This window comes from Acidobacteriota bacterium (assembly GCA_009861545.1).
Classification (GTDB): domain Bacteria; phylum Acidobacteriota; class Vicinamibacteria; order Vicinamibacterales; family UBA8438; genus WTFV01.
In genome coordinates this window covers 1-18,253 of record VXME01000056.1, presented here as the reverse complement: position 1 = coordinate 18,253, position 18,253 = coordinate 1, and the positions used below count along the sequence as shown (strand labels likewise).

The 18,253-nt window shown below is 72.3% G+C and carries 21 protein-coding genes; all 21 read left to right on the top strand.

Annotation, left to right across the window (positions count from 1 at the left end):
- The first annotated feature begins 47 nt into the window (after positions 1-47).
- Complete coding sequence (locus F4X11_08625) at positions 48-458, top strand: hypothetical protein (protein ID MYN65078.1); 411 nt, start codon at positions 48-50, stop codon at positions 456-458.
- Positions 455-1,189 (top strand): hypothetical protein, encoded by a 735-nt coding sequence (locus F4X11_08620; GenBank protein MYN65077.1) that lies wholly within the window; start codon positions 455-457, stop codon positions 1,187-1,189. Before F4X11_08625 ends, F4X11_08620 begins: the two co-directional genes overlap by 4 nt.
- Before the next feature lie 5 nt (positions 1,190-1,194).
- The gene (locus tag F4X11_08615) at positions 1,195-2,061 is read left to right on the top strand and encodes a hypothetical protein (GenBank protein ID MYN65076.1); all 867 of its coding nucleotides are present in this window, start codon (positions 1,195-1,197) and stop codon (positions 2,059-2,061) included.
- The gene (locus F4X11_08610) at positions 2,058-2,375 is read left to right on the top strand and encodes a hypothetical protein (protein MYN65075.1); all 318 of its coding nucleotides are present in this window, start codon (positions 2,058-2,060) and stop codon (positions 2,373-2,375) included. The genes F4X11_08615 and F4X11_08610 overlap by 4 nt, the downstream gene beginning before the upstream one ends.
- Positions 2,372-2,566 (top strand): hypothetical protein, encoded by a 195-nt coding sequence (locus tag F4X11_08605; protein MYN65074.1) that lies wholly within the window; start codon positions 2,372-2,374, stop codon positions 2,564-2,566. The genes F4X11_08610 and F4X11_08605 overlap by 4 nt, the downstream gene beginning before the upstream one ends.
- Before the next feature lie 13 nt (positions 2,567-2,579).
- Positions 2,580-2,864, top strand: a complete 285-nt coding sequence (locus F4X11_08600) for a TrbC/VirB2 family protein (GenBank protein ID MYN65073.1) — start codon at positions 2,580-2,582, stop codon at positions 2,862-2,864.
- A 3-nt stretch (positions 2,865-2,867) separates the two neighbouring features.
- Positions 2,868-3,173, top strand: a complete 306-nt coding sequence (locus F4X11_08595; GenBank protein MYN65072.1) for a hypothetical protein — start codon at positions 2,868-2,870, stop codon at positions 3,171-3,173.
- On the top strand, positions 3,170-5,590 hold the full coding sequence (locus F4X11_08590) for a type IV secretion system DNA-binding domain-containing protein (protein MYN65071.1): 2,421 nt from the start codon (positions 3,170-3,172) through the stop codon (positions 5,588-5,590). The genes F4X11_08595 and F4X11_08590 overlap by 4 nt, the downstream gene beginning before the upstream one ends.
- Before the next feature lie 16 nt (positions 5,591-5,606).
- Positions 5,607-6,542 carry a hypothetical protein gene (locus tag F4X11_08585; GenBank protein ID MYN65070.1) on the top strand — a complete coding sequence of 312 codons (936 nt, stop codon included), beginning with the start codon at positions 5,607-5,609 and terminating at the stop codon, positions 6,540-6,542.
- A 31-nt stretch (positions 6,543-6,573) separates the two neighbouring features.
- The gene (locus F4X11_08580) at positions 6,574-6,999 is read left to right on the top strand and encodes a hypothetical protein (GenBank protein MYN65069.1); all 426 of its coding nucleotides are present in this window, start codon (positions 6,574-6,576) and stop codon (positions 6,997-6,999) included.
- On the top strand, positions 6,996-7,796 hold the full coding sequence (locus tag F4X11_08575; protein ID MYN65068.1) for a hypothetical protein: 801 nt from the start codon (positions 6,996-6,998) through the stop codon (positions 7,794-7,796). Before F4X11_08580 ends, F4X11_08575 begins: the two co-directional genes overlap by 4 nt.
- Positions 7,796-9,139 carry a TrbI/VirB10 family protein gene (locus F4X11_08570; protein ID MYN65067.1) on the top strand — a complete coding sequence of 448 codons (1,344 nt, stop codon included), beginning with the start codon at positions 7,796-7,798 and terminating at the stop codon, positions 9,137-9,139. Before F4X11_08575 ends, F4X11_08570 begins: the two co-directional genes overlap by 1 nt.
- Entirely contained in the window at positions 9,136-10,203 is a 1,068-nt protein-coding gene (locus tag F4X11_08565; GenBank protein MYN65066.1) for a hypothetical protein, read from the top strand. The genes F4X11_08570 and F4X11_08565 overlap by 4 nt, the downstream gene beginning before the upstream one ends.
- A gap of 46 nt (positions 10,204-10,249) precedes the next feature.
- Positions 10,250-11,230 carry a type IV secretion system protein gene (locus F4X11_08560; protein MYN65065.1) on the top strand — a complete coding sequence of 327 codons (981 nt, stop codon included), beginning with the start codon at positions 10,250-10,252 and terminating at the stop codon, positions 11,228-11,230.
- Complete coding sequence (locus F4X11_08555; protein ID MYN65064.1) at positions 11,230-11,880, top strand: hypothetical protein; 651 nt, start codon at positions 11,230-11,232, stop codon at positions 11,878-11,880. Before F4X11_08560 ends, F4X11_08555 begins: the two co-directional genes overlap by 1 nt.
- A complete protein-coding gene (locus F4X11_08550) occupies positions 11,877-12,791 on the top strand; it encodes a hypothetical protein (GenBank protein ID MYN65063.1) in 915 nt (304 codons plus the stop codon). The genes F4X11_08555 and F4X11_08550 overlap by 4 nt, the downstream gene beginning before the upstream one ends.
- Positions 12,788-14,773, top strand: a complete 1,986-nt coding sequence (locus tag F4X11_08545; protein ID MYN65062.1) for a type IV secretory system conjugative DNA transfer family protein — start codon at positions 12,788-12,790, stop codon at positions 14,771-14,773. The genes F4X11_08550 and F4X11_08545 overlap by 4 nt, the downstream gene beginning before the upstream one ends.
- Entirely contained in the window at positions 14,774-15,814 is a 1,041-nt protein-coding gene (locus tag F4X11_08540) for a CpaF family protein (protein MYN65061.1), read from the top strand. It abuts the gene before it with no gap.
- A gap of 300 nt (positions 15,815-16,114) precedes the next feature.
- On the top strand, positions 16,115-16,306 hold the full coding sequence (locus tag F4X11_08535; GenBank protein ID MYN65060.1) for a hypothetical protein: 192 nt from the start codon (positions 16,115-16,117) through the stop codon (positions 16,304-16,306).
- Positions 16,306-17,430 (top strand): DUF1738 domain-containing protein, encoded by a 1,125-nt coding sequence (locus F4X11_08530; GenBank protein MYN65059.1) that lies wholly within the window; start codon positions 16,306-16,308, stop codon positions 17,428-17,430. Before F4X11_08535 ends, F4X11_08530 begins: the two co-directional genes overlap by 1 nt.
- A gap of 464 nt (positions 17,431-17,894) precedes the next feature.
- Complete coding sequence (locus tag F4X11_08525) at positions 17,895-18,203, top strand: hypothetical protein (GenBank protein MYN65058.1); 309 nt, start codon at positions 17,895-17,897, stop codon at positions 18,201-18,203.
- Positions 18,204-18,253 lie beyond the last annotated feature (50 nt).

Sequence of the window (18,253 nt, the reverse complement as noted above, 5' to 3'; positions counted from 1 at the left end):
CACCCCCCGCCACCCGCTCTTGCCTCTTGGCTGGTGGGCTCGTAGATGTGAATAACCCCCTGGGTCCGGGGGAGGGGTCGGCCGGTCCTCCACCGGCGGCCGCGGCGTCGCGCGCGGCGGCGCTGGTCGAGCGGTACCGGGCGGTGCTGTATCCGCGGCACCGGGGGGTGGCGTACGCGCCGACGCGGGCGGTCGAGGCGTCGGACGCGGACGCGGCCGAGCGGCTGTGCCAGGCGTGGGACGACGCCGAGCTGGACCGGCTCGTCGAGCGGTTCCTGACGACCGAGGGCGACCGGTTCCTGGACGGGCGGACACGGACGCTGTCGATGCTGCTGTCGCGTGCGCCGGCGCTGGCCGAGCAGCTCCGAGGACCAGGCGACGGCCGGCGAGACGGGGCGGCGCGGTCGACGGAGAGGCGCGAGGCGTATGACGCGGTCATCGAGCGGGCGGATCAATGAGCGTTGGGTGCAAGCGGTGCGACCGGACGCCGGGCTGGGAGCCGGTCGTGGTCGAGGGCGTCTCGCGAGTTCGGCGTTGCGGGTGCTGGACGGCGGCGCACGCAGCGGCGCCGTCGGTGCCGCGCGAGTTCCGCGAGGCGCGATGGGCGACGTGGCGGCGGACTGCGGAGAACCGCCACGCGCTGGAGGCGGCGCAAGCGTTTCTCCATGCCGGCGAAGACGGCCGCGACCTGCTGCTGTGCGGCCCGGTGGGCACGGGCAAGACGCGGCTGGCGTGCACTGTGCTGAACGAGTCGTGGCAATCGGGCGAGCGGTCGATGGCGTTCGCGCGGGTGCCGCTGCTGCTCTACCGGCTCCGGCCGCAGGCCGCGCTGGACACCTCGGAGACGTTCGACCGGCTGGTGGCGGCGACGCTGCTGGTGCTCGACGACCTGGGGTCGGAGCGGGACGCGGCGACCGACTACACGCGGCGGACGCTGCTGATGCTCTACGAGGCGCGGCACGACGCGGGACGGCGGACGGTGTGGACCTCGAACAAGCGGCCGAGCGAGATCGCGGTGTTCATGGGAGACGACCGGCTGTCGAGCCGGATCGTCGGCCGCTCGGAGGTGGTCGGGCTGGAAGGGCGGGACTGGCGGCTTGCGGAGCGGGATGTGGCGTCGGCCCGGCGCGTGTGCAGCGGACCGGCCGCGGTCGGCCACGGCGGGCACGTGGAGGGACTCCGACGATGACTCGCATGCCCGACCGGGACCCGGCGCTGCGGGGCGAGGTGCGCGACCGGCGGCCGGAAGGCCGCGCCCGGAGCGGGCACCGCCGCGAGTACGACGCGGGGAAGCCCCGCCGTTCGTTCGACGAGCGCGTCGACGGTTTCGTGCGCGACGTGGGGGCGTTCCGGGCGGTGGCGCTGCGGGATCTGATCGAACGGCAGTTCGACGGACACCCGTTCGCGGCGCGCCGGGGACTGGCGCGGGCCGAGCGGCGCGGGTGGGTCGAGCAGCGGACGGCGCGCGGGCCGAAGGGCGGCAAGTTCACGGTCGTGGTGGCGACCGAGGCCGGGGCGGCGCGCGCCGAGGCGCTGTGGCGCAAGGCCGGCCGGCCGGAGCAGCGGGCGCTGTCCGGCGCGGTGCGGCCGGCGGAGCTGGCGCACGACGTGGCGGTCTACCGGGCGGCCGGAGCGGCGCAGGCGCGGATCGAGGCAGCGGGTGGGCGCGTGGTGCGTGTCCGGATCGACGCGGAGCTGAAGGGACTCCTGGCGTCCCGGAGCGAGCAGGCGCGCCGGGCGGCGAGCCGCGAGGCGGCCGACGTGGCGCGGCGGCAGGCCGCCGAAGAGCTGGGGCTGCCGGTCGATGGCGGCAAGGTGCTCGTGCCGGACGCGCAGGTCGAGTACGTCGACGCGGCGGGCCGCACGGGACGCTGCAATGTCGAGGTCGCCTCGGGGCACTACCGGGGGCGGTCGATCCGAGCGAAGGCGAAGGCGGGCTTCGCGATGTACGCGTCGTCGCCGGGGGCCGCGGCGGCGGTGCGGCGAGCGCTCGGCGGCGGGAGCAGGGGCGGCCGCGGCGGCGGCCTGCCGCGCCGGGAGCAGGAGGTGATCGAGCTGTGAAGCCGTGGAAGGCGAGCGTGGGACTGACGGTCTCGGCGACCACGGTCGGCGCGTGGGCGCTGGCGGCGGAGCTGACGTACCTGCAGCCGTTCGGGCGGCTGATCCTCACGGACTACGGCTGGTACGTCGCGGCCTACGGCGGGATGGCGCTGGTGACGCTCGCGGCCGGCTTCTACCTGGCGGCGCGGGCGGTCGGGCTGGGCCGGGTAGGCCGCAAGGTGGACGTGACCGAGCAGGCGATCCGGCGCGGCGAGGGACAGGACCCGGCGCTGGGCGAGGCGCTCGCCCGGCACGACGCGGGGGACTACGAGTGAGCGAAGCGGCCGAGTGCGGGCGCGTCGCGGTGTGGGCGGTCGGACTGTGCGCGGTCGCCTTCCTCGGCGCCCTGCTGGCGGCGTTCCCGCGCAACCGCGAGGGCGTGGGCGGCGGCCTAGTCGGCGGGGTCGCGTTGGGGATGTTCGTGGCGTTGGCCTGGCACGTCTCGACGGTGTGCCGGGCGTGGTGACGAGGAGGGGGCAATGCGGAAGCGAGCGTGGGTGTGGAGCGGCATGGTGGCCGGGTTGGTCGCCTGGACCGGAGACGCGGTGTTCGCGCAGGGCGTCTCGCCCTGGGTGACCGCGGTCAACAACCTCCAGACGGCGTTCACCGGGCCGATCGCGCGCGGTCTGGCGCTGGTGGCGATCGTCGTCGGCGGGTTGATGTTTGCGTTTCAGGAAGGCGGCAGCAAGCAGGCGCTGGCCGGGATCATCTTCGGCCTCGGCATGGCGCTGGGCGCGGCCAACTTCATCGCCTGGATGTTCTGACCGATGCGCGGCCGAAGGCAGTGGCACGGCTACGCGATCCTGAGCCAGCCGCTCACGGTGCTCGGGGTGGAGCGGCGGTTCTTCCTGCTGGCCGCGACGCTCGGTGCGGCCATCTGGAACGCCGTCAACAGCCTGACGGCGGGCGGACTGGTCTTCGGCGTGCTGTATGCCGCCGGCTGGCTCGCGTGGCGCCGCGACCAGAACTTGGTCGGCGTGGTCCGGGCGGCCATCCGCTACCGCAGCCGGTACGACGCGGGGCTGCTCCTGGACCGCTCGCCATACGTCGTCATCGAGCGGGGTGACGCGTGACGGGTGAGGCGGGCGCGCTGGCGCACGAGCTGCCGTACTGGGGCTGGGTCGATGAGCGGACCTGCCTGACGCGGGCCGGCGAGCTGCTGACGGTCGGCGCCCTGACGCCGGTGGTCACGGACGGCCGGACCGCGGACGACCTCGACGCGGTCACGGGACGCTGGCAGCGGATGCTCTCGGGCCTGCCGCCCGAGATGCGGGTGTCGTGGATCGTCGAGCGGCGGCCGGCGGCGTTCGACGAGCGGCCTCCGGTGTCGGACATCGCGGGGCTGGCCCAGCGCAAGCGGCAGGCGTTCCTCGAAGGCCGCGTGCAGGACCTCGACGTGCACGTCGTGTGGAGCTTCGATCCGGGCCTGCGGCGGACGGCCGGGACCCGGGGAGGCGGCTGGTGGCGGACGTATCTCGCCGAGTGGCTACGGCGGCGCCGCGCGCCGCACGAGTCGGTCTACCTCGCGGGGGATCTGGCGCGGGCTGTCAAGGCCGAGGCGGCGCTGGTCGCGGCGTCCGCCGCCCGCGTGGTCGACGTGACGCCCGTCGAGATCCTGACGGCCGAGAAGGCGGCGGCCGTGCTCTATCGGCTCGTCAATGGCGGGCTCAACGGTTGGGTGCCCGGTATGCGGACTGACGCCGGCGTCAACTGGCGGCTCGCCGGCGAGGACGTGGCGGCCGAGCGGCACGTGCTGCACGTCGGCCGCGAGCAGGTCGGCCTGTGGTCGTGCGTGGCGCCGCCGGCCACGGTGACGGCCAACGCGCTCGACGAGCTGTATGCGCTCTCGGTCCCGATGACGGCGGTTGTCGAGTGGCGTCCGTGGTCGCGGGAGGCGGCGCGCCGCAAGCTGCGCTCCGCCCAGCGGCACTACTTCTCCAAGCGCTACTCGATGGCCGCCCACATGCAGGAGAAGGAGGGCACAACGGCGGCTCTCGAGGACGCCGCCGCGAGCATTGAGGCGCGGCGGGCGGGCGACGCGCTCGTCGAGCTGGAGACCGAGGGCGTCTCGTACGGCGACGTGGCGCTGTCGGTCGCCGTACGGGGCTCGTCCGAGCAACTTGAGCAGTGGGGCGCAGACATCCAGCGGGTCTTCGGCGGGCTGGACGCGAAGGCGGCGCGCGAGTCCTACGGGCAGCTCGCCGTCTGGTTCGGCCGGCTGCCGGGCCAGCCGGCGTCGCGGCAGCCGCGGCGCGTGTTCGTCTCGGCGGGCGTCGCTGCCTGCGTGGCGCCGCTCTTCGGTCCGCCCCGAGGGGACCGGTGCTGCGGGCACCTCGATGCGCCGGCGCTGACGGTCTTTGAGACGCCGGCCGGCACGCCCTACCACTACGACCTGTTCGGGGGGCGCGACGTCGGCCACACGCTGATGCTCGGGGCGACGGGGGCCGGCAAGAGCTTCACCCTCAACTTCCTGCTGGTCCAGGCGCTGCAGTACGACCCGCGGGTCCTGATCCTCGACTTGGGCGGCAGCTACCGCGCCCTGACGCAGTTCCTCGGGGGCGGCTACCTCGAAGTCTCTCCGGAGAAGGACGCGATCTCGCTCCGCCCGTTCGGCCTGGAGCACACGGAGCGGACGGTTCAGTTCCTCTCGGCCTGGGTCTTGCGGCTGCTACGGATCGGCGGCTGGGAGGAGTCGAGCGGGGATCTCTCCGAGGTGCGGGCGCGGATCGAGGACCTGTACGCCCTGGCCCCGGCGCGCCGCTCGCTGGGCAACCTTGTGCGGTCGCTGCCGGCGCCGATGTGGCCGGCACTCTCGCGCTGGCACGGTTCCGGCGCCTGGGGTCGCTGGTTCGACAACCCTCCGGCGGAAGATGCGGATCTCACCCTGGCCGACTGGCAGGTGATCGACCTGGCTGGCGCGGTCGAGCACGAGGACTGGTGCGAGGCGGCGCTGCTCTACCTGCTCGAACGGCTGCGGACCGAGATCGAATCGCCGGCGGAGGCCACGCGGTTGAAGCTGATGGTGGTCGACGAGGCGTGGCGCTACCTGCGGGACCCGGTGGTGCTCGGCCGGTTGACGGAAGCGGCACGGACGTGGCGCAAGCGCAACGCGGCGCTGATCCTGGCGACGCAGTCGGTCACGGACATCACGGAGACGGCGGGAGCGGCGGCGCTGCTGGAGTCGATGCCGACGCGGCTGTTCCTCGCGAACCCGGACTTCCCCGAGGCGGGGCAGGCGACGTTCCAGCTCAACGACGACGAGCTGCGGACCGTCCGCGAACTGGAGCCGAAGCGGGAGCTGTACCTGCGGCGGCCGACGACGGCGGCCGTCCTCCGCCTGGCGGTCGACCCGGAGAGCTACTGGCTCTACACGTCGTCGGCGGGCGAGGCGCAACGGCGCGCCGAGATGGTGGCGCGCTACGGGGTGGAAGGCGCGATCGTGCGCCTGGCCGCGGGACTCGATCACAAGCGGGCGGCGGTGCTCGGGTGAGGCAAGAGGAGGAGTGATGAGACGGAGGCTCATGACGTTCGCGGTGTGCGGCCTGCTGCCGGCGATGCCGACCGCCGCGCAGGGGATTCGGACCGTGGCGGACGGGATTCGGGAGGCGCCGATCCCGGTCACGGCGCAGGTGCGGCACACGACGACCGTCGTGCTGCCGGGAGACGAGACCATCGTCGATGTCGTGGCGGGTGACGCGGACTACTGGGACGTGTCGGCGGCGGGCAACGTCGCGTACGTCAAGCCGCTCGAAGAGGACGTTGCGTCGAACGTCACCCTGGTCGCGGAGAGCGGCCGGGTGTGGGCGCTGCTGGTGGCCGAGTCGTCCGACGAGGAGCCGGACCTGGTCGTGTATGTCGGCGGGCCGGAGCGGCCCTCGCCGGCTGACCTGCCGCGGCATGCGCCGGCATTCGTGGCCGGCGGCGAGTTGGCCGTGCACCGGGCCGAAGAGGCGGCGGCGCGCGCCGAGCTGCAGGCGATCGAAGAGGCGGCGGCTGCGGAAATGGCGAGGGTGTGGGCCGACCACGACGCCGAGTGGTCGCGCTGGCGCGACGAGTACCCACGCCGGCTGCGCTTCCCCTACCGGCTCGACGAGGCTGCCTTCGCCCCGCCGTTCGAGGTCGAGGCGCTGTGGCACGACGGCCGGTTCACCTACCTGCGCTCGCGGGCCGAGGAGTCGCCGGCGCTCTACGAGCTGCGGGAGGCCGACCGGCGCTTCGGCCGGAAGGGCCTGGCGCCGAGCCTCGTGTCGTACGAGGTCTTCGACGACGGACTGTACGTCGCCGACCACGTACTCGGGCCGGGCCGGCTGCGGATCGGCGACTCCGAGACCCAGTGGACGGTGGGCCGGTCGGACCGCAAGTGGACCTGGAAGACGCGCGCCGTGGTGGGCGGGATGGTCGCCGCCGTGGCGGCCGTCCTGGTGCAGGGGCTGGCGCGATGAGTCGGGAGAGTCGCGGCCGGAGGTGAAGAAGATGACGCAGAGAGACGCTGCTTCGCTGGGGTGCCGGAATCAAACACGGCGCATCGCCGCTTACCGGCGGCGGCATTGCGCGCTCGACAGAGCGGATGCGCGAGCGGATCCGGGGGCTCAGGAGACTTACGGCGATGCACTGGTCGACGAGGCGGCGAGCTTCCTGGTCAAGGCGCTGACGGGGCACGGCCGCGCGATGCTCAAGACGTCGGAGCTGATGGGGTTGATTGCCGACGAACTCCACAAGCGCGACGCGTTGACGACGGAGCTGCTCGGGCGGGTGGAGCGCTGCGCGGCACAGATCGAGCAGCTGCCGTCGCCGCCGGCCTGGCGCTCGGTGCTGACCGGAGCGGGCTGGGTTCTGGCCGGCGCCTTGGCGGCCATCCTCGGGATGGTCGCCCCGTTGCTCTGGGGGTTGGCGCGATGAGGGCGTGGGCTCTGTCACTGGGATGCGCCCTGGCCGTGATGCCGGCAGCCGCGCAGGGACCGCCAGCGCAGGACGCGCCGGTGATGGTCATGACACGCCTGCGCCATGTCAGCACTGTGGTGCTGCCGGAGACGGCCGAGATCGTCGAGGTCGTGCCCGGCGACCCGGAGCAGTGGGACGTGTCGGCCGCGGCGCACCTGGTGTTCGTCCGGCCGCTGGTCGAGGGCGCCCGCTCGAACGTGGTGCTGCTGACGGCGGCCGGCGCCATCGTGCCGCTGGCGGTGATCGAGAGCAGCGAGGAGGCGGTGGACGCGGTCGTGCGCGTGGACGCACCGAGCGTGAGCGCGGAAGGCGCCGGCCCGGTGCTGGCCGCCGCCGAGTCCGTGGCGGCGACGGCCGCCCGGGCGGCCGAAGCGTGGGAGGCAGTGGCAGCGGCGGAAACGCGGGCCTCCGAACGGATCGCGGTAGCGCGGAACGCCGCAACCGCGAAGCTCGACGAGAACCGCGAGGCGTATCCCCGGCAGTTGCAGTTCGACTACCGCCTGCCGGCTGGAGCTGCCGGCTACCCGTGGCTCGTCGAGGGGATGTGGCACGACGGGCGGCGGACGTACCTGCGGACGCGGGCGATCGCACCCGCGCTGTACGAGCGGCTCGATGGCGAGCTGCAGCGGGTGAGCGTGTCGGCGGTGCTCGAGGACGTGCTGCACGTCGTCCCGCGAGTGCTCGGATCCGGCGCGCTGGAGGTCGGCGGCCGGCGGCTCACGTGGACGGCGAGGCCGCGGAAGGCGGGTCCGTGATGGCGAATTGGAGGCAACTCCTGCGCCCGCCATCCGGCGCACTGCCGGGCAATCTCGTCACGAAGGCCGGCATCGGCGTCATCGCGGTGCTGCTCGTGGGCCTCGTGCTGAGCCAGTCGGGTGGAGACTCGGAGGTAGACGAAGCTGGCAGCGCCGGCGAGCCGGGCGTCTCGGGGCGAGGAGTGGTCGGGCAGATCAGCTCCCGCCTGTCGCAGCTCGCCGAGCAGCGTCAGATGGAAGAGGACGACCGCAACCGGCGCGCTGCCGCCGCGGCCGGTCCGACGGGCGGGCTCCCGCCCGCGCTGCCCGCCTCGGGGCTTCCGACTACCGATGCGGGACGGGACGATATGCCGCTGCCACCTACGGCCGGGGAGGTCGAGCTGCGGGAGCGGCTGCGGCTGGAGGCGCTCGAACGGCGCGCCCGGTCGCTGCGCGCCCCGAGCGTGGTGCAGACGTTCCGGAGCCCCGACACTCGTGCGGAGGGTGCCAGGCTTGGTGATTCGGACGGCAGCGATCCGTCTTCCTGGCCGCGGGCTGTCGCCGACTTGACGAGTGAGCCTGCCGCGGCGAGCCTGCCGGCCCCACCGGATCCGGCCGCCATCGCCGACCAGATGCACGGCGCCAATGCGGCGCTGCTGGCGGAGCTGGCGAACGGCGATGCGGCGGATGCCGCGCCCCCGGCGCGGACGGTTCCCGGCGTGACGGGACCGCCCGTCGGCCCCACGGCCGATCCGGTCGTCGTCACAGCGCCGTCCGATCCGGCCGGCTGGGAGCGCGTTTACGAGGGGTCCGTGCTGAGCGCCGTGCTGGTCACGCAGCTCGATGGCGACTTCACCGGTCCGGTGCTCGCGCAGGTGGCGATCCCGTTCTACTCCGCCGACCGCCAGCGGATCCTCGTGCCTCGTGGTGCAAGGCTGCTCGGCGCGGCGCAGGCCGTCGAGCAGCAGGACCAGGGACGGCTGGCGGTCGGCTTCCATCGCCTCGTGTGGCCCGATGGCCGCTGGGTGGACCTGGCCTTTCATGGCCTGAACGGAATCGGCGAGAGCGCGCTGGCCGACCAGGTGGACCGGCACTACGCGTCGATGTTCGCGGCGGCCGGCGCCGTGGGTGTCCTCGCCGGGCTGACCCTGCAAGGCTCCGACCCGTATGCCGGCGGCGGGGCTGGCTTCCGCGCCGCGGCAGGGCAGGGCCTCGGCCAGTCGGCGACGCAGATCCTCTCGCGGTTCCTCAACCGCTTGCCGACGGTCACCGTCCGCGCCGGCCACCGGCTGCGCGTCTGGGTGACGTCGGACTTCCTCGTGCCGCGGCCCGAGCCGCACCCGGAAAGGATGTATCGGCAATGACGAAGAACAGATGGCGTTGGCTGGTTGCGGGACTCGTGGTGGCCGCAGCCGTGGGGACGTGGTCGAGCCGCCGCGCGGAGGCGTGCCTGTTCGGCTCGTGCGACACGATCATCATCGCCAACCAGATCACGCAGATCGCGCACATGGTGACGCAGATCGGAAAGATGGTCGACCAGCTCTCCTCCCTCGACGGGGTGCTGAATGCGACCACCGAGCTGGTCACCTCGAACGACATCGGGATGGGCAACATCGGCCGGTTGCGGGAGCTGACCGACGCCGGCTGGTCGATCGGCCGCCACGGGATCGGTCTCGCGACGAGCACGAGCTCCGGCGGCGTGGGGGCCTTCTCGCAACGCATTCCGGGCCTCACGGACGAGGCCGGCTGGCTGCAGGTGCTCGCGGCGCCGGAGACGGGGCTGCTGGCGACCCGGCCGGCGACCGAGATTCTCGCCGCGCTCCCCGGCGCGTTCGATACGTGGACAGTCCCGGCCGAGGCGACCGGCGTGCTCGCCGCCCTGGAGGCGATGGGTAGCGGCGGGCGCAGCTATCGGGGCGTCTGGGACGACCTGGAGGCGCTGGCCCCGGCGGTGCTCACCGAAGCCCAGTTGCGGGCGGCGGTGGACAACCCGGCCGTGCAGACGCGGCTGGTCGAGGCGCACGAGCGGGCGCAGGCCGTCTCGTCGGCCGACCTGGTGCACGCGCACGCCGAGGCCGAGGCGGCGTCGCTGCTGGCCCGGCAGGTGGGCGAGGCGTCGGCAGCGCTCGCCGACCTGCGGAATGACGACCTGATGCGGACGCAGCGCGTCGATCAGGCACAACTGGCCGCTGCGGTAACCCGTACGGAACTGGCGGTCGCGCAGGCTCAGCTTGTGGCCTACGAGACCGCCCGCGCCGCTCGCGAGCGGTACGAGGCCGAACGCGCGCGCCGTGAGGCGCAGGCCCGCTGGCAGGCCGACGCCATGCGGGCGCGAACGGAGCAGGCCGCCTTCGCCGCCGATCTGACGGCCATCGCCGGCCCGCTGGCCGACAGCCACCGCTGCGTCCCGTCGCCGTCGGCCTGGTAGTCCGCGGCCGGGAGTCCACCATCCAACCGTAGAGGGACACCAAGTGATGACGCTTCAAGACCTGATCCTGATGCTCCAGCAGGCCGGGATCCTGGTCGACCAACTGATGGCGTCGGTCGCGCCCGCCGTGGCCGGCGCCGGGATGCAGCTCTGGCAGGGACTGGCCTTGATCGTCGTCGTCTGGACCGGGGCGCAGATGGCGCTCTCGGGCCACGGAGTCAACATGGCCGCCGTCGTGCGCATGGTCATCGGACTGTCGATCCCGTTGGGCATGCTCCAGTTCTACACGGCGCCGCTTCCGGGCGCCGGCCGCAGCGTGCCGGACCTGATCACCGGCATGGGCGAGTGGCTCCAGACGATGATCGTCGCCGACGCCGGGAGCGCCATGCTGGAGCAGCTCGGCCTCGCGCTTGCCGCGTGGCGGGAGCAGTTCGGGGGGCGGGAGAGCTTCGGCGGCATGGCGACGTTCGGCTGGAACGTGGTGACGGACCTGCCGGGCGTGCTCGACGCGGCCTTCGACCTGCTGGTGACGGTGGCCCTGATGATGGGCCTCGTCATCGGCCTGATCGTCGTCTTCGCCCTCGGGCAGGCGCAGGTCATGTGGGCGCAGATGGCCCTGTCCATCGCGCTCCTGCTCGGCCCGGTCTTCATTCCGTGGATCGCGATCCCGCAGCTCTCCTTCCTCTTCTGGGGCTGGCTCCGCACGGTGCTCGTCTACTCGCTCTACGGCGCGGTGGCGGGGGCGGTATTCCGGATCGTCACCGAGCTGGGGGTGTTCGTGGTGCAGGGCTGGACGGGTGACATCGCGGCTGACGTGGAGTGGGCGGGACCAACCGGGATCGCGGCGGCGTGGCGGCGATCGCTGGTCACCATCCCCTACATCGTGGCGGCGGGTCTGGCCACGCTCAAGGTGGGTGAGTTGACGCAGATGCTGCTCTCGGGCTCGGGCAACGTCGGCTCCGGCGCATCGGGGCGGGCGATGCAGACCGCGACGGTGGCGCGTGTGGCAGTGACGGGAGGAGTGTGATGGCGGCGCGTGAGTTCGCGGAGATCTGGGGGGAGCAGATGCACGCGGCGCGGCATCTGCGCGTCGTCACCGGGGTGCTGTGCGCAGTGATCCTGGTCCTGGCGGTCGCCCTGGCCCGGCTGGCCTGGGCGCCGCAGCCCAAGCCGCTCGTGGTGCGCGTCGACGAGGTGGGCCGCGCCGAGGCCGTCGCCTACGAGGCGATGGAGGCGCAGGCCGACCCGCTGGACCCGACCACGGGCTTCTTCCTGCACCGCTTCGTCGTCGACCACTACTCGCGCCGGCAGGGCACGGTGCGCGAGTACTGGGAGCGGTCCTTGTGGTTCCTGACGCCGGAGGTCGCGAACGCCGCCTACGCCGAGCAGGCCGAGGACGTTGCGGCGACGGCGGTCGGGCTGCGGGACGCGGAGCTGTATGTCGAGGACGTGGCCGTGCGCATTCTGCCGCAGCCCACCGAGCCGCACGGCGCGGCGGCGACGTTCGACCTGGTGCGGATGCGCGCTGGCGAGGAGCTGGCGCGCGAGTCCTGGTCGGTGTCGATGCGGTTCTCGTTCGTGCCGGAGATCCCGGCGGAGCTGGTCGTCCGCAACCCGATGGGGATCGTGATCTCGTTCCTCCAGGGCGACCGCATCGTCACGAGCGGAGGCCAATGATCCCGCATCTTCAAGGTCGCGTGGACGCGCTCGCCGAGTTTGGGTGGACGGGCCGCGACGCCGAGTGGCTCGCACTGGTGTGCTTGCACAGCGGGGTCTTCCTGCGAAGGCAGTACCTCGCCTTCGTCGGGAAGCCGCACCGGGAGCTGGCCCGCCGCTTCGTCGAGCGGTGCGGCAAGGCGGCCGTCGAGGAGCCTTGGAACGGGACCGGCCTGCGGCTGTGCCGGATCGCCTCCCGACCGCTGTACCAAGCATTGGCGGCCGAGCACGTCCGGCACCGGCGCGAGGCGACGCCGGAGGTGACGCTGCGCCGGCTGCTGTCGCTCGACTGCGTGCTCGACCACCTGGACCTGCCATGGCTGCCGACCGAGGGGGAGAAGGTGGCGGCGCTGACGGCCGCGGGCGTCCCGGAGCACGTGCTGCCGGGCCGGCTGTATCAGGGGGCGGGCAAGGCGACGCGCCGGCACTTCGTCCACAAGCTGCCGCTGGCGCTCGATGCCGAGCGCGCGACCTTCGTCTTTGTGCAGGCGGAGGACGAGACGCCGAGCGGGCTCTCGACGTGGGGCGGGCAGCACGCCGCGCTGTGGGCGTCGCTCAGGAAAGCTGGCCGCGCCGTCGAGGTCGTCGTCGTGGGCCGCGACCCGGTGCGCCTGGAGGCGGCGGAACGGGTGCTCGAAGGCTGGACGCGCGCGCCTCGGGTCGCCGGCGGCGCGCCGGACTCGGCCGAAGAGATCGCCGCGATCCGCAAGGCGGTCGCCGCTCTCGACCTGGCCGCCCTGGAGGCCTGGGGCGGCCTCAATGACGCCATCGCCCGCTGCGCGGCGCTGGAGGAAGCGTCGGAACGGTCGCGCCCGCAGGGGCCGGCGATCACGGCCGGCCGGACGTGGCGCTCCCGGAGGGTGCCGGAATGAACCGGCTCCTGGTGGCGCTGACCGTCGTCGCGAGCGTCTGGCTCTGGCGGCCGTTCCCGCCGTTCGGCGCCGACCCGGTCACCGACCTGATCGCCCTCCGGTCGCCCGGCATGCACGACCTGATCCGGGCGTGGCACTACCTCGGACCGGCCATCGCCGCCGTCATCGCGTGGTCCGTCGCCGTCGCGGCCGGCCGCGTCTGGTTCGCGGGCTGGCCCCGCGGCCGGGTCCGCTGCCAGTTGCCGGCGTGGCCGGTCGATTCGGCCGATCCGGCCCCGGCCATCGTCGTCGGCGAGGTGCATCATCCGGTCGCGGTCCGAGAGATCGCCAGCCCGCAGTGGCTCGTGGTCCCCGAGCTGGGCCTCTACACCGGCATCCTTATCTGCGGCGCGATCGGGTCCGGCAAGACCTCGGCCTGCATGCGCCCGTTCGCCCGCCAGCTCCTCGGCTGGCAGGCGCAGGACCCGGAGCGGCGCGTCGCGGGTCTGGTGCTCGAAGTCAAGGGCGACTTCTGCCATCAGGTGCGCGGCATCCTGACCGACGTCGGGCGCGGCGACGACTACATCGAGCTGGGCCTGGGCGGGCGGTGGCAGTGGAACCCGCTGGGGGACGACGATCTCGATTCCTACTCGCTCGCCTACACCATCGCCAGCCTCATCAACCAGCTCTTCGGACGCTCCAAGGAGCCCTTCTGGCAGCAGGCGTACGTCAACCTCGTGCGCTGGATCATCGAGCTGCACCGCATGTCGCCCAGGCCGTGGGTGACGCTGCGCGACGTGTACCGGGGAACGCTCGACGCGGGTTTGGTCAAGCGCAGGATCTCGGCGCTCGAAGCCGAGATCGACGGCCCTTCCGCGGTCCGGGTCCGGACCGCCGACCTGTCCGGGCGGATGGGCGCGGCGAAGGGCTGGGCCTGGGAGCCGGCCGGCGACGGCGCGGTTCGGGCGAAGGACGACCCGAAGCTGCGCGAGCAGCTCCAGGCGGCCGGGATCACGTTCGAGGTCGTCCGCCTGGGCGCCGCCGACCCGGAGCGCCGTGAGCGGCTCGCGGCGGTGAAGCGCTGGCACGAGCAGGACTGGCAGGCGCTCGACCAGAAGCTGCGCTCCAGCATCATCGAGGGTCTCAGCGTCTTCCTCTCCGTCTTCGACCTGCCCGAGGTGGCGCGCGTCTTCTGTCCGCCGGCCCCGCCGGCCCCGCCGCCCTCGCCCGACGAGGCGCCCGCCGAGTCCGCCGTCGATGTCGTCCGGCCGCTGCCGCCGCTCGACGAGGTAATCGACTCGGGCAAGGTCCTGTGCCTGAACATGCCGGCCGGCACCAACCCGGCGCTCTCTCGCGCCGTGGGTGTGCTCCTAAAGCAGGCCTGGCTCCAGACCCTCCTGCGCCGGCCCGCCGAGATGCAGCGCGACCCTGAGCGAGTGTTCCGGCCGGCCGTGTTCCTGTGCGACGAGTACCAGACGTTCGCCACGGTCGGCGAGGACGACCCGGCGGGCGACGAGAAGGCGTTCGCCCTGACGCGGCAGTCGCGGCTGATCCCCATCGTCGCCACGCAGTCGATCGCGTCGCTTCGAGCGGTCCTGGGCCAGTCCGAGGCGTGGCGCGCGCTGCTTCAGACCCTGCGGACCCGCATCTTCCTCTCGCTCGCCGACGACTCGTCGGTGCAGATCGCCAGCGTGCTGTGCGGGCAGGTCGAGAAGATGAAGGTCTCCTACAGCGTCTCGGAACAGACCAGCCGCGCCACCGCGTCGCTGCTGTCCGGCTCGCCGGGCGGCGGGGCCGGCAGCCTCAGCGCCAGCAAGTCGTTCAGCGAACGGCGCGAAGCGCTGTTCCATCCGCGCGACTTCGCCCTGCTCGGCAACTGCCAGGCCATCGTCTTGCCCTACGACGGCAAGCGTGCTCACGACGCGCGGCGCTGCTACCTGAAGCCGGACTTCCTCCCGCGGGATCGCCCCTACTGGCGCGCCCGGGAAGCCGGGGAGCTGTAGATGGAGCTGACCATCTCGGACCTGAAGCCGTTCCTGCCGGGACTCGAGGCCGCGCTCGACGACGAGGCGGTCTCGGAAGTGATGATCAACGGGCCGGGGATGGCCTTCGTTGAACGCGACGGCCGGATGGCAGCCGTCGACGTGCCGGAGCTGACCACCGACGCCGCCGCGCGGGCGGCCGTCCAGATCGCCCGCCCGCTGGGCAAGGACCCGAACACGGAGCCGATCATCGACGCGCGTCTCGCGGACGGCTCGCGCGTCGCAATCTGCGGCCCGCCGGCCGCGCCGACGGCTGCGATCACCATTCGCCGCTTCGGCGGCCGGGCCTTCACCGTCGAGGAACTGACCGCGAGCGGGTCGCTTCCCGCCGCCGTGGTCGACGAGACCGCGGCCGTGCTCGGCCGCGAGCGCAACCTGCTGATCTCGGGCGGCACCGGCTCGGGCAAGACGACGCTGCTGAACGCGCTGGTCTCGCTACTGCCGGCCGACGGCCGCATCATCTCCATAGAGGACACGCTGGAGCTGCGGCTGCGCCGCGCTAACTGCCTGCGGTTCGAGGCGCGGGGGCTCGGCGACCGCGGCGTGACGATCCGCGACCTGGTGCGGCACGCTCTGCGCCACCGGCCGGACCACGTTGTCGTCGGCGAGGTTCGTGGGGCCGAGGCCGCCGACCTGCTGCAGGCGCTCAACACCGGGCACGGCGGCTCGCTCGCCACCGTCCACGCGAACAACGCTGCTGCGGCGCTGTCGCGCCTTGCGACCTGCGCCATGCAGGCATCCGATGCCCTGCCGTGGACGGTGGTCTGCCGCGGGGTGGTCGACGGCATCGAGGCCGTCATTCATCAGACGCGGACGCCCGAAGGGGTGCGCCGGGTCGACCAGATGGTCCGAGTCCGCGACTACGACGCCACCGAGAACCGCTGGGTCGTCGAGGCCATCTGGCCGCCGCCGTCTGGGGACGCGAGAAGCGGCCCGTCGACGCCGAAGCGGAGGACGGGGTCCGCGCCGAAGCGGAAGCGTCGGGGAAGGCGAACGCGGTGAGCCGCCGGCTTGTGGACGCTCCTCGGACCGTGGCTGGAGCGGCGCCGGCCGGCGGACTCGCGCTCCGGACGCTGGCGGACCACCGCCGGTTTGAGCTGACCGCGTGCTGCGCGGCGTGCGAGCGCTACGTCGTGCTGGACCTTGCGGCGCTGGCGGCGCGGTTCGGGTGGAATGCGCCGCTCGATGCGCTGTGCCGGCGCCTGGCGTGTCGGCGGTGCGGCGCGCGGACGGGCAGCGTGTTGATCGGGGGCGGGAATGGGAAGGAACGCAACCGATGGGCGGTTGCAGGGAGGTGCAGGGATGAGTGAGCGTGACGACAGGAAGGAAGAACAGCGGGAGCCGGTTCGGGTCGAGAGCCGCGAGGAGTTCGACGAGGCGGTCGCCGAGCTGTTCCGGACCGGCCGGCCCATCGAGGCGCCGTCACTGGAGGCGCTGGCCGGTTGGGACGTCGACCTCGAAGACGAAGAGGGCGGCATCGAGGGGGCGCTCTGATGGCCGGCGGGCACGAGAGGGCCGAGGCGTACCACCAGCAGTTCGCCGAGCGGATCATCCAGGCGCTCAAGGATGGGACCGCGCCGTGGCAGAAACCGTGGAAGCCCGGCGAGCGGATCATGCCGCACAACTTCGGCAGTGGGCGAGACTATCGCGGCGGCAACGCCGTCTACCTCGCCATGAACGGGCTGGAGCGCGGTTACGCCGATCCGCGCTGGGGCGGCTACCGCCAGATCCAGGAGGCCGGCGGACACGTCCGCAAGGGGGAGAAGGGGACGCCCATCATGTACGTCGAGTGGCGGCAGCAGCGGACCGCCCGTGACGACAACGGCAACCCGGTGCTCGATGACGAGGGCCGCAAGAAGCTCGAATGGGTCCAGCGGGACCGGCCCATCGTCAAGCTGCACTACGTCTTCAACGTCGAGCAGACCGAGGGACTCAAGCTGCGGTCGCTGGCCGAGGCCGCCCCGGAGTGGGAGGGGCACGAGCGCGCCGAGGCGCTGATCCGCAGCAGCGGCGTCCGCGTCGACCACGTCGCCGGCGACCGGGCCTACTACAGCCTGAAGGACGACCGCGTGGTGCTGCCCGACAGGAGCCAGTTCGAGTCGCAGTCGGCCTACACCCACACGGCGCTGCATGAGCTGGGCCACGCGACCGGGCACCCGGACCGCCTGAACCGGCCGACCCTGGTGAAGCACGGCGGCTTCGGCTCGGAGGCCTACGCGCGCGAGGAGCTGCGGGCCGAGATCGCCGCGATGATGACCGGCGAACAGCTCGGAGTCGGGCACGAGCCGCGGCACGGCACGGCCTACGTCAGCTCCTGGATCAAGGCCCTGGAGAACGACCCCAAGGAGATCCGCGCCGCCGCCGTCGATGCACAGCGGATGTCGGACTGGCTGATGGCGCGTGAGCGCCCGCGGGGCCTGGACCAGGAGCACCCAGAGCACGAGCGGGACGGGCAAGCACCAGAGCGCGGCCCGCAGTCGCCGCTACAGCGAATCCCGACAGACGAGAACGCCTCACAGCAGGAGCACGACGGAACTCGCCAAGGCCCCGGTGGTTCCTCGAAGATCAATCCGGCGTCGGTTGAAGACCGTCAGCGCGACATTGCGCCAGGCCGATGACGGCGTGCGGGGGAAAGGGCACGCCTTCCGGTCCCGCGCGACGTGCCCGAGTGGCTACTCGATGGGACGGTCACAGCGACGAATCCGTATCAACGACGCTCCCACTGACACGGGGAACCTCTGGCCGAACTTGTCGACAGCGGCGCCGACTGTCCCTCTTGGGAACGTCGTCGAGCCCGCGCCAGATCCGCGACTCCCGGTTACAATACAGCCAGGTATGAGACTTGAAGACAGGCGCTGGGGCTCGCCACGCGACTCCAACCGTTCGCCGATGCCGAACGCTCACGTCGCCAAAGGCCCTTTCGTTGGTGCCAACCGGCATTCTCGACGGGGACAACAGCCCGAGTGCGCCTCCTACGCGAAACCCATCCAGACCGGATCTCTCAGGCCAACAGTTGTGTCCGTGCAGGGCCCACGTCGCGCTCGGCACGTTGAGACTTCCGCGGGCCAGCACTGCCGCTGACATGACTTTCTCCCTGCGCTTTCAGGACCCAGCTTCCGACGCCGCCAATCTACTGGAACTCCTACTTGAGTCCGTAAACACGGCTGAACGTGGTGCCGGTGTCTTTTCCTTTTCCTCTGCCCATGGTATTCGGCTTCTACTTTCTGACGATGACTTCGCGGCGTTTCTCGAGCGGTCGACCTTCGAACTCATCGTTGGCATCGACGCCGTCACCGTGCCAGAGGCCTTGAACCTCCTCCATACCGCCCAAGCCGCCTATGGCGGCTTCCGTGCACGGGCGTTCCTGAATCCCAGGCCTGCAAGTCTCTGAACCGTACCGGGTTTTCCAGAGACTGAATTACGTGACTCCGGCCACCATGG